12 protein-coding genes are annotated in these 14782 nt (G+C 39.1%); 7 read left to right on the top strand and 5 right to left on the bottom strand.

Annotated elements, in window-relative coordinates; all coding sequences use genetic code 11:
• Window positions 1–104 precede the first annotated feature (104 nt).
• Complete coding sequence (locus ACH8JV_RS00995) at window positions 105–527, bottom strand: MCR_0457 family protein (protein WP_263614302.1); 423 nt, start codon at window positions 525–527, stop codon at window positions 105–107.
• A gap of 147 nt (window positions 528–674) precedes the next feature.
• Window positions 675–1046, bottom strand: coding sequence for an MCR_0457 family protein (locus tag ACH8JV_RS01000; RefSeq protein ID WP_263614301.1), 372 nt, complete (start codon window positions 1044–1046; stop codon window positions 675–677).
• Between the two features lie 102 nt (window positions 1047–1148).
• On the opposite strand from ACH8JV_RS01000, the gene surE reads away from it, so the two are divergent.
• The 3 genes from surE to ACH8JV_RS01015 all read left to right on the top strand — a co-directional run bounded on the left by surE (window position 1149) and on the right by ACH8JV_RS01015 (window position 3904).
• On the top strand, window positions 1149–1916 hold the full coding sequence (gene surE, locus ACH8JV_RS01005) for a 5'/3'-nucleotidase SurE (RefSeq protein ID WP_174724179.1): 768 nt from the start codon (window positions 1149–1151) through the stop codon (window positions 1914–1916).
• 114 nt (window positions 1917–2030) lie between these two features.
• Window positions 2031–2873 carry a peptidoglycan DD-metalloendopeptidase family protein gene (locus ACH8JV_RS01010; protein ID WP_311069369.1) on the top strand — a complete coding sequence of 281 codons (843 nt, stop codon included), beginning with the start codon at window positions 2031–2033 and terminating at the stop codon, window positions 2871–2873.
• A gap of 101 nt (window positions 2874–2974) precedes the next feature.
• A complete protein-coding gene (locus ACH8JV_RS01015) occupies window positions 2975–3904 on the top strand; it encodes a LysR family transcriptional regulator (RefSeq protein WP_263614299.1) in 930 nt (309 codons plus the stop codon).
• Window positions 3905–3958: 54 nt separating this feature from the next.
• Here ACH8JV_RS01015 and ACH8JV_RS01020 read toward each other — a convergent pair whose 3' ends face one another.
• Window positions 3959–6577 carry a Lon protease family protein gene (locus ACH8JV_RS01020; protein ID WP_396519233.1) on the bottom strand — a complete coding sequence of 873 codons (2619 nt, stop codon included), beginning with the start codon at window positions 6575–6577 and terminating at the stop codon, window positions 3959–3961.
• A 166-nt stretch (window positions 6578–6743) separates the two neighbouring features.
• On the opposite strand from ACH8JV_RS01020, the gene ACH8JV_RS01025 reads away from it, so the two are divergent.
• From ACH8JV_RS01025 to rpmE, 4 genes are all read left to right on the top strand, one after another.
• Window positions 6744–8933 (top strand): AmpG family muropeptide MFS transporter, encoded by a 2190-nt coding sequence (locus ACH8JV_RS01025; RefSeq protein ID WP_396519235.1) that lies wholly within the window; start codon window positions 6744–6746, stop codon window positions 8931–8933.
• A 2-nt stretch (window positions 8934–8935) separates the two neighbouring features.
• Complete coding sequence (gene gloA, locus ACH8JV_RS01030) at window positions 8936–9337, top strand: lactoylglutathione lyase (protein WP_002052709.1); 402 nt, start codon at window positions 8936–8938, stop codon at window positions 9335–9337.
• Window positions 9338–9470: 133 nt separating this feature from the next.
• Complete coding sequence (locus ACH8JV_RS01035; protein ID WP_006580654.1) at window positions 9471–10442, top strand: bile acid:sodium symporter family protein; 972 nt, start codon at window positions 9471–9473, stop codon at window positions 10440–10442.
• 193 nt (window positions 10443–10635) lie between these two features.
• The gene (gene rpmE / locus ACH8JV_RS01040) at window positions 10636–10860 is read left to right on the top strand and encodes a 50S ribosomal protein L31 (RefSeq protein ID WP_001200845.1); all 225 of its coding nucleotides are present in this window, start codon (window positions 10636–10638) and stop codon (window positions 10858–10860) included.
• Between the two features lie 62 nt (window positions 10861–10922).
• Here rpmE and ACH8JV_RS01045 read toward each other — a convergent pair whose 3' ends face one another.
• Together ACH8JV_RS01045 and ACH8JV_RS01050 are read right to left on the bottom strand one after the other, a co-directional pair.
• Entirely contained in the window at window positions 10923–13031 is a 2109-nt protein-coding gene (locus ACH8JV_RS01045) for an EAL domain-containing protein (protein ID WP_396519237.1), read from the bottom strand.
• A complete protein-coding gene (locus ACH8JV_RS01050) occupies window positions 13028–14773 on the bottom strand; it encodes a GTPase (protein ID WP_396519586.1) in 1746 nt (581 codons plus the stop codon). Before ACH8JV_RS01050 ends, ACH8JV_RS01045 begins: the two co-directional genes overlap by 4 nt.
• Window positions 14774–14782 lie beyond the last annotated feature (9 nt).

Here is a 14782-nt window from a genome sequence, read left to right on the forward strand (position 1 = left end):
TGTGAAGCAGAAGAGCCTAGCATTTTAGGACAAAGCAAAGCCGACTTCTATGGGGGAAGTCGGCTTTTTCAAACAGTATTGTAACTAGAGAGTTTTTAACTAATTTAGTTTTGCGATTGATAAGCTTTTACGTCTTGACAAACTAACGTATTTTGCTCGTTACCAGCAGCTTTTGCATCATTACGTGCTTCTTTTAAGACTTTCTTGAAACTTTTGTCTTTAGTACGTTTTTCTAAAGCTGCAACTGGATCTGCTTCATTTGGTAAATAGTCTTTAACAAGACGCTCATAACCTTGAGCAAATTCTGCATCTTTTTTACCAATCAAACTTGGGCAAATTTCAGAAAGTACTTGAATTGCTGCTAATTCTTCCGGTGTAGTACCTTTGGTCGGTGTAACTTCAACAACATTTTCATTTTCAGTTTTCTTTTCAGCTGTTTTTTTCTTGTCAGCAGCATAACCCACTGTTGCCATTGTCATGAGTAAAACAACAGAAAGTGATTGAACTAAGCTTTTTTTCATAAACATGGATAACCTGAAACAAAAATTTGAAATATGCCGATAGCTTAAACAATTTAAACGCTAAAAAAATGGAAAAAATGTATTGTTATGTAGGTTTTCTGCTTTACATAAACAGAAAACCCTCCAAAGAAAAGCGTATTGAACGAATTAAGCTTAGTCTTTGTAATTTACAACTTCTTCACAAAGTTCATGTTGCTCATGATGATCCATTTCTTTTGCAGCTTGGCGAGCTTCATTTAATAAAGTTTTATACTCTGCATCATTTTGCAGTGCAGAGAAGGTAATTGCTTTATTGGAATAACCGCCGAGGTACATCGCAATAATCTTTTTAGTATTGGTTTCAAGATTTTTATTTGCGCCAACAAAAGTCGGGCAAATTTCTTGTAAAACTTGAGTAGATGCAATGTCATCTTTAATTAAGCTGTCAGCTTCTTGTGTCGAGATACCCTCATCAGCAAAAACCGTTTGCGTACACAATGTGATACTGATCCCCAATACTTGAAAAAAAGGAGCGAAAGTTTTCATTTTTTCACAATTTTATAATGCTATGGAGGCATAAATATATATAATTCAACAAATAATTCAATTGAGAAAACCTTCGGGTTTATTTGTCGAGAAAGATTTTTTGTGAATATTCTAATTGCCAATGATGACGGTGTATTTGCACCAGGTATACAAGCTTTAGCTGAAGCGTTAAAACCACTAGGCCGTGTTGTCGTGGTAGCTCCAGAAAGTGAAAGAAGTGGATTTTCGAGTGCGTTAACGCTAGATCGTCCGTTACGTCCTATTCAAATTGCTGAAGATGTATGGGCAGTCAATGGAACACCAGCTGATTGCGTCTATTTATCCATGAATGGATTATTTGATTTCGAATTTGACTTGGTGGTGAGTGGAATCAACAGTGGCGCAAACTTAGGTGATGACGTTCTGTACTCAGGAACAGTCGGCGCTGCATTTGAAGGACGCTTAATGAAACAGCCAGCAATTGCGGTTTCTTTGGCTGGATCGGATGTACGCTCATACAACCATAAAGATGATTATGCTCAAGCAGCCAAGTGGGTGCATGACTTTATTGCCAAAGGTTTACCTGCGCTACCGCCGCGACATATTTTTAATATTAATATTCCGGATGTGCCACAGCTTAAAGGGACTCAAATTACTTACCAAGGCCGCCGTGCTCAGTCTAAGCCAATCACAAGTCATGTTGACCCAAGAGGAAGACAGGTTTACTGGATTGGTCTAGCAGGTGAAGCGGTTACGGACCCACAGCGTATTGCCAGCCAAGTTCAGTCTGACTTTTTTGCGGTTGCAAACGGTTTTGTAAGCGTAACCCCAATTCAGATGGATGCAACAAACTATGCGGTTTTAGAAGATTTGCAGGCAAGTCTGGGCTAATAATCTGGGTCAAATGTTATAACTTTGTGAATAAAGAAAAAGAGGAACATGTTTCCTCTTACTTTTTTGGTACTCTTAGCCGAAATGATTTGTAGCATTTAGTGAGGGAGATCGATGCATTTAACTGGGCAACAAAGCAGATCGCATATTCAAAGAGACAATATAATGAAAATTATGATGTTGTCTGTAGCTGTAGGTTTCACTGTTGCAATGGCAGGGTGTGCTTCTAAACCACAAATTAATAATAGTTCTCGCTATTCAATGGCTCCTAACTATTACACCGTCCGTTCCGGTGATACTTTAAGTGGTATTGCAATGCGTTATGGTTTGGACTACCTCAGTGTTGCAGAGATGAATGATATTGCTCCGCCATATCGCATTTATGTCAATCAATCACTACGATTGAAGAAATCTTCTTCACCAAAAACCGTGTCGACACAAGTCATGGCGCAACAAGAACCAATTAAGCGTCAAACCATTGCATTACCGACAACCACAACAACTCCACCAAAAACGACGGTGACTACACCGCCACCAAGAACGGTTGCACCAACCACCAATACTACAGTGGGTGTCTCTGTTCCAAGTTCCAGCTTGCGTTGGGTGAAACCAAATAGTGGTCCAGTGATCCAAGGATTTAATTTGGCGAATAATGTCAAAGGAATTCGTTACGGTGGTAACCAAGGTGACCCGATTTATGCCGCAGCTGATGGTCAAGTTGTATACGCAGCCGATGGTTTAAAAGAATATGGTAATCTCGTTTTGATTAAACATATTGATGGCTATATCAGTGCGTATGCCCACAATAGCAAGATGATGGTGAAGAGTGGAGATAATGTAACCGCGGGCCAAAAGATTGCTGAGATGGGGTCTTCAGGGGCTTCTCGTGTCATGCTTGAGTTCCAAATTCGCCTTGACGGTAAACCAATCAATCCAGCAAATCTTTTACCAAATTAGCTAATGCAATAAATATAGGTTTCCTCGTATAATGCAATTGGTTGCTTTCATTACAACAATAAGCATTTTTTATAAATTTAGAATTAGATTTGAGGAAACCTATGTTAGATCAGCTTCGTGCGATGGGTGTTTTTGCTTGTGTGGTTGAAAAAAGTTCATTTAGTGGTGCGGCACGTGAATTAGGCATTACAACAAGTGCTGTAAGTCAGCAAATACGTTCTCTTGAAAATGAAATGGATGTAATTTTATTACACCGTTCTACTCGAAAACTTAGTTTGACAGAGGCTGGACAGGCTTTTTTCTCAAGTTGCCAAGAAATGTTGGCAGCAGCAGAAAGAGGCAAAATCAGAATCAATGAATTGCGAGATGACTTGATTGGTGATTTGCGTATAGCAACTACACCTGATTTAGCAGTTCAGCACATTATTCCTGCGTTATCTCACTGGATGTCTGCCCATCGTGGTTTATCTGTTCATTTTGAAGTGGGGCATCGTTATATCGACCTAATTGAAGAGCGAATTGATATTGCAGTGCGCATGAGTTCTACACCAGTAGAAGAGAGTAGTACTGTAGTTCCTATGGCGTTTGTTGATCAGATTTTGGTAGCCTCTCCCAGCTATCTCAATCAATCAAGCCCGATTTTGCATCCGAATGATTTAAACAACCATGAATTGCTTTCCATCAATGCAATGAATGAATCACGCAGTTTTAGTTTTCAACATGCTAAAACCGGTGAAAAATTACATATAGAGATGGTAAGCCGTTTGCAAAGTAATAATTTGCAAGTTGCTAAAGCCTTATGTCAGCAGGGACATGGTATTGCCAGAATCTTATATTTAGATGCTCAAAAAGAACTTAAGGCTGGTTCTTTAATTGAAATCCTTCCAGATTGGAAACTCCCAGCTTTCACTTTATATGCAGAGATCGCAAAACACGATCAACAGCCAATGAAGATTCAGCGTTGTGTTGAAGCGCTTAAACAGTACTTTAGCCAATTGGCAGGCGGAAGAGCCATGCAAATTGTTCGCTAATTTTATCTTATTCATAAAAAAGGGCTTGTCATTACAAGCCCTTTTTTATTGAGGTTATTTTTGCTTCAGAGTCGCAACTTCTTCTTGAGTCTCTTGTGGAAGATCATCAGCTGTGAGCTCTTCATGCTTTTTGATTTTTTTCTTATTTTTCTTTTTCTTCTTTGGCTCCTCTTCAATTTCTGCACCATCTTCAATGGCTTGCCAATATTCGAGTTGTTCCATTACAGCAGCATAAATAGAGTGTTTACTGTACTTACCTTTTTTGTCGAGTGTACCGACAGGGCGGGCCATTAAAATCTCAAGCGCTTGATCAATGGTATCAATCGCATGGATATGGAATTGGCCACTTTGCACCGCATCAATCACATCTTGACGTAACATCAAATGTTGCATGTTTTGACGTGGAATAATGACACCTTGTTTGCCAGTTAAACCTTGTAATTTACACGCATCATAAAAGCCTTCAATTTTGGAATTTACACCACCAATCGGTTGAACTTGACCTAACTGGTTCATAGAGCCAGTAATTGCCCATGATTGATCAATTGGTATTTGGCTAATTGCTGAAATTAATGCAGAAAGCTCGGCAACTGTTGCACTGTCGCCGTCCACTTGTCCATAACTTTGTTCAAATGCAAGCGCAGCAGAGAAATGTAAAATCTGTTCACGGCCAAAGTGAGCTTTCAAGAAGCTAGACATGAGCAACACGCCTTTAGCATGTAGTGAACCACCAAGTTCTACACTACGCTCAATATCAAGAATATCGCCGCCACCTTGATAAACTGATGCAGTCAAACGTGAAGGTAAACCAAACTCAACATCTGCATAGTGAATGACGGAGAGGGCATTGATTTGACCTAAACGATGACCAGAAGTTTCGATTAACTGAGTTCCACGCGACAGATCTTGCCAGTAAAGCTCTCTTAAATAGCCTAAGCGATATTGTCTATGTTGTAGTGCAAGGTTAATGTGCTGGTCGGTTACAATCTTTTCATTGGCTTTAAATGCATGATGATGCGCTTCGCGAATGAGGTCACCCAAAGTTGAAGCATGTAACGACAACGAGCTTTGATCTTCTGCCTGACGGCTTGAATCGGTAAGTAAAGCTGCTAAAGCACTGCGATCAAACGGAAGCAATTTATCCGCTTGTACATAGTCAGCAATTAGCTGCATGTAAGCTTGTTCATTTTCGTCATTACGTTGTAATGTATCGGTAAAATCTGCACGAATTTTAAATACACTACCAAGCTCTGGTTCTACTTCTAAAATTTCATAATAAATTTCAGGTTCCGCCATAAGGACCACTTTAATATCAAGTGGAACTGCAGCAGGTTCTATCGAGATAGAGCCTGTTAACGTCAACATATGTTCAAGAGAAGACAGCTTGAGTTGGCCTGATTTTAAAGCACGCTTTAAACCTTGCCATGCATAAGGCTGTTCAAGTAATTGCTCGGCCTCAAGCATTAAAAAACCACCATTCGCTTGATGTAGAGCACCGGGGCGAATGAGAGTGAAATCTGTGGTAATTGTGCCGTTGTGAGTAAGTTGTTCTACATGACCAAGCAAGTTGTAGTGCGTTGGGAAATCTTCAAAAATAACCGGTGCACCGCTGTTTGGTTTGTTTGAGACAATCACATTGGCTTGATAGCGTGCTGGCACACGATTGAACATAGCTGGAGCAAAGTCATCTTCTTCTTGCTCTAAAATGAGCTCAACATTGTCAATTACATCTTGCGCATACTGTTTTAAATAATCTTCAAGGCCTTTGACTTGGCCATATTTATTTAAAATCAAATCCATGCGTGGCATAACCACTTGAGTTGCGATGTCTCGATTTAACACAGACACTTTGTCACGTGCGTCATCTTCTAAATCGCCTAAATGCAAACCAAGACGCTCGAGCTTTTTATCCATGTAACGAACATTAGCTGCGATCTCAGCACGCTGCTTGGTATTTAAAGCATCAATTTCTGTTTGAGTCAGTTCTTGCACCTGATCATCTTTTACTTGTACAGGTACAAAACCATGTTTCTCATTTCGAGAAATCAATTTTAAATCGAGCTCTTCGCCTTCTTTTGTTAACTCAACCAGCGCTTGTTGTTGTTCATCTCCAGTTTCTTCACGGATACGCTCAATACGGTTATGGTAAGTCTCGGCACTAAAACGGCGCTCAAGCTGTTTTAAAATAATTTGCCAAGTTTGGTGAAGAGTATGCTGAAACTTCGTTCCTTGCCCAGCAGGGAAGCGTAGAGCAATTGGTTGGCGTGCTTGCTTAAAATTATATACATATACCCAATCATCTGGAGTAGGCATTGTTTTCGCATGTTGTTGGAGTAAACGCTTAATCATGGTGCGTTTACCCAAGCCTGCTGTTCCTACTGCAAAAATGTTATAACCAGAGTAGGGTAAAGAAATGCCTGCTTCTACTGAAGCTTTGGCACGGTCTTGCCCTAAAAAGTTATTAAGCGGTTTTATACGTTTTGTAGAAGCTGGGATATTTTCGAAATTTGGAATATGCGTAAGTTGTTCGGGTTTTAAGGCTGTTTTATCCAAAGTCATTTTTATATCAGGTTGCTCAAAAGCTGAAGGAAATGCATTTATTGTGACGTTTGTGGTGTTTGTTTTAGCGAGTGATAAAGTTGAAGTTGTCACTTGATCAAGTTTTTGTGTCACTGTTGATATCCAGCAAAAGAAAACGAAGGTTGAAGATTAAAGGTATACAGGTTTAGCATAAAATATCAAGCAAACTTGCTGCTTTTATCACCAAAACAAAACTTGATTGCAGAAAGAATCTTGAAAGCAATTGTAAGAAGCGATTGAATAGGCGCATTTATAATTTATGGAAAATAAAAAACGAATGACCACACAAACCTCTGGTTGGGTCTCGGCGTTTAAAGCATTTTTAGACCGTCGTGCATTAATTATGCTATTTCTGGGTTTTTCTGCCGGAATACCTATTTTATTGATTTTCTCTAGCCTTTCTTTATGGCTAGGTGAAGCGGGTATCGATAAAAGTGCAGTCACTTTTTTCAGTTGGGCAGCTTTGGGATATTCCTTTAAGTTTGTTTGGGCACCCTTAATTGATGAGTTGCCAGTACCAGTCTTAACCAAGGCTTTAGGCCGAAGACGCGCTTGGTTGCTAATCGCGCAGTGTTTAATTGTGCTTGCGATTTGTACCATGGCTTTTGCCGACCCAGCTTTAGGTCATAGTTACCTTGTTCAAATGGCGGCAGGTGCAGTGTTGCTTGGGTTTTCGGCGGCAACACAAGATATCGTGATTGATGCTTATCGTATTGAGTTAGCTGAAACTGAAATGCAGACGGTGTTAGCATCTACTTATAATGCGGGTTACCGTATTGGTATGATTGTAGCGGGTGCTGGTGCATTATTTTTAGCAGCACATTTAGGAACAGCTAAAGGCAACTATATTTACGAGGCTTGGAAAACCACCTATTTAACGATGGCAGCAGTCATGTCGGTAGGTATTATTACAACCTTGCTTGTCCGTGAACCTAAGGTTAATCGCGTATATAAAAACTATAAAACCACAGATTATTACCGTCTGGTTCTAGTCTTCTTTGTAGCGGTCATTTCGTTTGTCATAACTTATATTTACTCAGGTCAAATTACTGAGGCAATTTCTAAAGCTGGCGATATTCAAGACAGCGCAGCTTTATTTGGCTTAGAAGCTTTAAGATTTTTAACAGCAACAGGTACTGCCATTTTAGTCGGTTACATACTGGTGAAAATAGGCGTGGTCAACCAACAAATGGCAAAAGAAACTTGGATTGCACCAATTCTTGATTTCTTTAAACGTTATGGTGTCAAACTTGCGTTAGTGCTTTTATTCTTGATTGGTTTCTTCCGTATTTCAGACATTATTGCGGGTGTAATTTCAAACGTCTTTTATCAAGATTTGAACTTTAGCAAAGAGCAAATTGCCGAAGCTGTAAAAGTTTATGGTGTTATCTTTAGCTTGGTTGGTGGCTTCTTAGGTGGCCTACTCGCGCAGCGTATGAACATCATGAAACTGATGTTTGTTGGTGCTGTATTAGCAAGCTCTACTAACCTCATTTTCATTGGTTTAGTAAAATCTGGCAAACCGCTTGATATGGTTGATGTTCAAGTGGGTGATAAACATTATAAAGCTCAGCCAGATGAAGTGGGTTATTGGAAGATTAAAGTCCCGAGTTCCACTTTTGATGGGACTAAACAAGTTGATGTAAAAGCTGGCTATGCTTTGCAAGGTCAACAAGCAGAGACCATAGTCCGAGTTCAACCATTAGTAACAACGCATGCTGAACATGTTCCTCTACAGATTTTACCTTTAATGGGAAGTGACCAAATCACTGCTAAATCTTCTGAAGGCAGTGTGGTTGTTCGTGGTCAGTACTTTGGCAAAGCTTTATCGCCTAACCAAAAAATTGTGGTGAATCTTGATGGACAAAATTTTGATGCAAAAATGACAGATCAAAAAGGCGTGTTTAACGCTGCAATTGATATGCAAAAATTATTGTCATCACCAAGCAAACAACTTACTGCTTCGGTGGTTGAAGGAAACCAAAAAGTATTATCAGTTTCACATCCATATGAAGTCGCCTCAAACTCTGCACCAAAAGCTGAATTAGATGTGAACATCGAACCTCTACCATACATTGACACCAAGTCAGGTCAAGAAGTTGAGATTAGCGGTAAAGTCATCAAGCCTTATAGTTCACTGTGGCTCTACTTCGCAATTGTTGTAGATAATATGGCTTCGGGTCTTGCTGGTGCAGCATTTATTGCATTCCTTTCGAGTCTAACCAGTGTGTCATTTACTGCTGTTCAATATGCGATCTTTAGTTCACTCATGACCCTTACACCAAAACTTTTAGGTGGATATTCAGGTACCATAGTGAGTAATATTGGGTACCCAAACTTCTTTTTGATGACCACACTGATCGGGATTCCAATCTTAATTTTAGTGGTTTGGGTTGGAAAACTACTCAAAGATCATCAAACACATGAAACAGAAAAGGCAGGTGAATAAACATGCGAATGCTTCATACAATGTTGCGAGTAGGCAATTTAGAACAATCTTTAAAGTTCTATACCGAAGTATTAGGGATGAAGTTACTTCGTAAGCGTGATTATGAAGAAGGTCGTTTTACACTGGCATTTGTTGGTTATGGCGATGAAGAAAATAATACCGTGCTTGAACTTACTCATAACTGGGATACATCAAGTTATGATTTAGGTAATGCTTATGGTCACATCGCAATTGGTGTCGAAGACGCTTACAAAGCATGTGAAGAAATTAAAGCACGTGGCGGTAAAGTTGTGCGTGAAGCTGGCCCAATGAAGGGTGGCGTTACGGTGATTGCCTTTGTTGAAGATCCAGATGGCTACAAAATCGAGCTCATTCAGCAAGATGCAAATGCTAGAAATAATTAAATAATTGACTTAGGTGCTTTAAGATTTAGGTCTTAAAAGCCTAGCTTTATTTTTATAGCCCAGTATGATGAAGGCTTGACCAAATGGTCAATTTATCAACTGGGTTTTTATTTGTCTAAAATAATCATAGGATGTGAACATGCTGAAGTTCTTGGCACTTGATCGATTTACAATTTTGTTGGTTGGTATGGTGCTACTAGCAACATTTTTTCCAGTCAGTGGTCAAGCTGCGCAGTATTTCAATACATTAACTACAGTCGCGATTGCAATTTTATTCTTCCTACATGGGGCTAAGTTGTCTCGTGAAGCTGTAATTGAAGGTATTTTGCATTGGAAAATGCATTTACTGGTATTTGCAATTACGTTCTTTATTTTTCCTGCTCTTGGTTTATTGGCTAAACCTATTCTTTTACCTTTATTGGGACAGCAGCTCTATTGGGGCTTTCTGTTTATGTGTTTCTTACCTTCTACGGTTCAGTCTTCTATTGCTTTTACTTCAGTGGCAAAAGGGAATGTGGCAGGGGCGGTATGTAGTGCATCTTTCTCAAACTTGGTCGGTATGTTCATTACGCCAGTTTTAGTCAGTTTCTTTATTTTAGGGCAGAGTCAGCACGGGTTTGATCCTACATCGTCCATTATAGAAATTACGCTGTTGCTATTAGTGCCATTTGTTTTAGGGCAATTGCTTCGTCCTTATGTTTTTCCATATATGGCAAAAGTACCAAGCATTGTAAAAGCATTCGATCAAGGTTCAATTTTGATGGTGGTCTATGGTGCATTTAGTGGGGCAGTAGTTGCTGGACTTTGGCATCAAGTGAACTGGAAAACCTTACTTCTTTTGGCACTTGCTTGCTCTGTATTACTGACTATTATTATGTTGCTTGCACTGTATTTACCACGTGCTTTTGGTTTTAGCCGTGCCGATCAGATTACCGTGTTCTTTTGTGGCTCAAAAAAGACCTTGGCGAGTGGGGTCCCAATGGCACAAATCTTATTTATTGGTCAGCCTTTGGGAATGATTGTATTGCCAATTATGATATTTCACCAAATACAGCTAATGGTGTGTGGAGTAATCGCAAATTACTGGGCTAAATCCCAAGATTAAGTCGCAAAAAAAAATTATATGGCGTATAATACTGTCCACTTGTTGTGCTTAGCTCTAACCCTAGAGGTTTCGGTGGGCCAAAAGAATGGTCTGTTGTGGTGTTGATCTGCTTGAAAAAGCCTGCCTCAATTTAATTGAGAGTGATCAATTGCGATGACAGCTTAAGCCTTTCTTCAATTAGGAGTAATCGACGATGCGCGCCGATATTCACCCAAAATATGAAAAATTAGTTGCAACTTGCTCATGCGGTAACGTAATCGAAACTCGTTCTGCTTTAGGTAAAGAAACTATTTACCTTGACGTATGTTCAGCTTGCCACCCTTTCTACACTGGTAAACAAAAGAATGTAGACACTGGTGGTCGTATCGACAAATTCAAACAACGTTTTGCTGGTATGTCTCGCTCTATCAAGCGTTAATACTTCAAAACGAAACAAAAAACGGGCTTATGCCCGTTTTTTGTTTTTAGCGTACAAGACCATTATTGGTCTTGCACATCTGTTAAGCGATCAAGCTTTTTCTGAAAATAATCACCTTGTAAGAAACGTGCTTCCACATTCCATGCATTAGCAAACAAGTTCATATCATTTAAATTAGCCAATAAAATTCCAATCGGTTTTACAGTCAAATAGTTCAGTACCTTTTCTTGCAAGCTATTAAGTCCTTGGTCTGAGCTTAATAGGTCAGTTTTGCTGGACTGTAATTTTACAAGCTGAATATCAAGCTGCTGCAAAATTGAATCGCTATATATAGAAGAAGCAAAGTCTCGGATTGAAACTTCCGCACCATGTTGACGTAAACGACCAATCAGCGGCTGAGCTGTTGGGAGGTAGTGCTGAAGTGCTTGTTCCGAAAATTGCAAAATTAGCGGGCTTTCAAGTTTGCTACCAATGATGGTAAGCAGTTTTGAAATCAGTTCAGGGAATGACTTATCTTTCAGCAAAATATCAATATTAAGGTTAATAATGAGTCTTGCTTTAGGATACTGAGCAATGAAGTTATGAAGCTGTTTACATGCTTCTACCAATATCCAGCGGTCTAGTTGAATTGATAGTTCAGCATCTTCTTTTAAGTCAGCTAAGTCATTTAAATCATGCCATTGTTCATCAGCAATAAAGCCACTCGTCACTTCATAGTTATGAGTTTCTTCATCATGCTTGTCATAAACTTGCTGATACTTCAGGTGTATTTGGCCCTGAGCTAGTTTTTGTCTTAACTGCTGCAGCAAAGAAGACTGCGAAGTCGCCTCAAAATGTTCAATCGTTAAATCAAGAGGAACAGCTTCCATGCTCGGCGAAACTGTTTTTTCTACGATAGGCGTTATTTCAAGCTGAGGGGTAACTTGAGGTAGGTTCTGCTTTTCAGCTTCATTAAGTAATGAGCTAAATGAAACCTCAGTGAGTGGTTGATTAAGCGGAGCATAGCCAAGCTTTAACTGTACCGAAAAGTTTTGCTCATTCACTTTTAACAAGTGCTCTTTTTGCAAAGTTTGCAAACTCGTCAACTGAGAGTTTAAAACTGTACTATTTTCAGCTTGTAAAATGCCTACATACGTACCCAAATCGACTTGGTAAATCGGCATTTGAGCATGGTCTTTTAAAAAACCATGTAGCTGATTGAAATACTGCCCCAAAGTCTGCCAACCCTGTTGAAAGAGACGTTCTGGGCACTGCGCAAGTCTAAATAGAACTATGGCATTTGCTTGGGCAGGGTGGGTCGATAAATGTCGGTTAATCTGCGGCCAAGCTGTGCTTAACCCAGTCGTTTTCTCGGACGGTGCCGTATTTGCTGGTGTTTTTAAATCAACTTGATAGTCGATGGTCAGCTGTACAGCATCTTCTTCTTGGCTTGGAATAAATTCCAGTTTTAAAGCATTATTACCAGAAATGGCTTGATGCTGACTTTGGATTTCGAAGCGTGCTTGATCAAACTGTCCTAAAGAAATTTTCTTAAAACGCTGTTTAAAAATATTTAAATCGTTGGGTTGTAAGACATCTAAAATTGGCAAACCAATAATATCTTCTTCTTGCTGAAAGCCAAAAAGATTCAAATACTCGGTATTTGCCTTAATGTGGATGCCTTCTTGAAAAATAGCGACCGCTTTATGGCTGTTATCGACCAATGTTTGCGTATGCGTATGAATGGTATCAAGCTCCGCCAAAAGGCGTTGTTCCTTTTGTAAAAGGCGGCTGTATGACAGTGCTCGAACAAGCGTAATATAGAAATAGTCCAGAGGTTCTAGCGGGACTACATCATAAATACCTTTTTGAATATAGCTTTGATATTGCTGCGCTTGGTAATCATCTGGTTGTAAAAGTAAAATTGGTAGCTGTGGCTGTTCTGAGGCTTGAACAAGGGAGAGAGTTTGTTCAATTTTCAAATCATATGCGCGACCAAAAATAATGACATCCCACGATGTATTGAGCTGCTTTTCAAAACTTTTTAAATCATCAAGTAATAAGGCATTAACTTGATAATCATTCCCCGATAATAAATTTAAAATTTGGTTATAACGTAATTGGTTATCATCAATAATGAGTAAACGTATTTCAGTACGTTTTAACCTTTTAGATAGTAAAGAGTTTCTCACTTTAATGCTTCCCATAAATCTTGGCTATTCACGTTACTATTCTTTTTCAGCATGAACTGATCAAGCAGGTGTTGCTGCTGCTCATTCAAAAGTTCAAATTGAAATTGAATAAAACTTTGAGTAATGAGTTGTGCTTTGAGTAGATACACTTTGATTTCTTCTGTCCCCAATCGTAAATGAATTGTTTGTTGCTCTCTAAAAATTTGAGACCCCGGTAAAATAAGCGTGTTTTGTATTTCTTCTAAGTTTTGAGTTTGTAGTAATAGTGCAGGGTGGTAATTACGAGTATGGCGCTCTGCCTGAATATGTACAGCACAAGGGAACATGGCTTGTGAAAGAATTTCTAAACCCAGTTCCAGACTTTTTTCTGTTGATTGTTTAATCCAGCGAATCACACCACCACGCCACTGACCATGCAGTGTTTCTTTGACTAAAATATATTCGCCAGTTCTTAAGTTTTTAGGCGCTTCACCAGACCATTTAATACGATAGCCATTAACACTAATATCAAGCACAGTGGTTTGATAAATGGTTTTACTTTCACGGCTTAAGCGTTGGTAAGATGAGGTTTGTTGCTCTTTTTTCTCTAGGTTTGATAAAACTTTCGATTCGCTTTGTAGATTATAGTTATTGTTAAGCTGTAGCGTTTCTTCAAAGTTTTTTGCTTTAGATAAGTAAAAATGAGCAGTACTTAACCCGAAACAGATTTGTAGTGCAGCATTATATTCATAACGTTCATGACGGCGTTGTGCTGTTGTGCCCAAAATGGTTTGAACGTGAAACTTTAACGCTGGGCTCAAATAAATCTTTTCGTTTTTAGACATGTATTGAGCATTTTTATGCATGGTAGCAGTGACATGCTCAAGCAATGCTTGCGTGCTAATAAAAATACTTGGATTGAAGTTTGAACTTTGCTTTTTGTTATATACAGGTGGGTGGTCTTTAGTTGGATCGACCACATACTTTGTTAAAGCAGAGTCTTTAGGCAAGATCTGAATCATGCGTGCCCAGTCGAAACTACATTGAAACAAAGCCTGAATTTCTGATTGACGAATCTGATTGGTATTAAAAATATCTAATAAAATAAGCTGTGCATAAGCCTGCGTAATATTCGCTAACGGGTGTTGCACGCCTTGAATATGATTAATATTGGTTAAATGGTATTTGTGCTGAACGGCTGTTTCATAAAGTTGATGTGCAATTAACCATTGGCCTTTTACAGGTTCGCTATAGAGCATATGCTGTTGGTATAAAAGATTGGTCAGTTGCTGCAACGCATGGAATGTCGCCAAAATACGCGCAGTTTGTAAGTTTTTCTTTTGTTTAAAAGAAAACAAAGAGAACTTCTGTTTTTGCAGCTGTTCGTGGCTGGTTTGCGCAATATTTAAATAAATGCTGGCAAAATAACAGCGCAACAGCATTGCCAGCTCAATAATATGCTCGTTGCGGTCTGTACTAATCACACCTTGGTTAAAGAAGTTCTTTTCTAAACTTGCCAAAACATTATTAATGGTTGGGTGAAGCGTTTGAATTAAGTCAAAGCGAAGCGTTTCACTGCAATTTAATTCATTTAACTCCAAAATTGCGGTAAATAGCGCTTTTGAAGTATCACCCAATTGCATAATAGAAAGGGTAGTGACCCATTCATTAAGGTCTTTAATGTTGGCTTCACAAAAGCTTAACCGTTCACGAGTACGTGCGGTTTGATTGTGAAAAATGTCCGAAAGTGCATTATTCATCATCACTTATTA

The sequence above is a fragment of the Acinetobacter sp. ABJ_C5_2 genome, from assembly GCF_044538485.1.
Classification (GTDB): Bacteria; Pseudomonadota; Gammaproteobacteria; order Pseudomonadales; family Moraxellaceae; genus Acinetobacter; species Acinetobacter nosocomialis_A.

Excerpts from the sequence above, each read along its gene's own strand:
- ACH8JV_RS01015 (WP_263614299.1), top strand. The coding sequence starts at position 2,975 with ATGTTAGATCAGCTTCGTGCGATGGGTGTTTTTGCTTGTGTGGTTGAA.
- ACH8JV_RS01050 (WP_396519586.1), bottom strand. The coding sequence starts at position 14,773 with ATGATGAATAATGCACTTTCGGACATTTTTCACAATCAAACCGCACGT.
- rpmE (WP_001200845.1), top strand. The coding sequence starts at position 10,636 with ATGCGCGCCGATATTCACCCAAAATATGAAAAATTAGTTGCAACTTGC.
- gloA (WP_002052709.1), top strand. The coding sequence starts at position 8,936 with ATGCGAATGCTTCATACAATGTTGCGAGTAGGCAATTTAGAACAATCT.
- ACH8JV_RS01000 (WP_263614301.1), bottom strand. The coding sequence starts at position 1,046 with ATGAAAACTTTCGCTCCTTTTTTTCAAGTATTGGGGATCAGTATCACA.
- ACH8JV_RS00995 (WP_263614302.1), bottom strand. The coding sequence starts at position 527 with ATGTTTATGAAAAAAAGCTTAGTTCAATCACTTTCTGTTGTTTTACTC.
- ACH8JV_RS01010 (WP_311069369.1), top strand. The coding sequence starts at position 2,031 with ATGCATTTAACTGGGCAACAAAGCAGATCGCATATTCAAAGAGACAAT.
- ACH8JV_RS01025 (WP_396519235.1), top strand. The coding sequence starts at position 6,744 with ATGGAAAATAAAAAACGAATGACCACACAAACCTCTGGTTGGGTCTCG.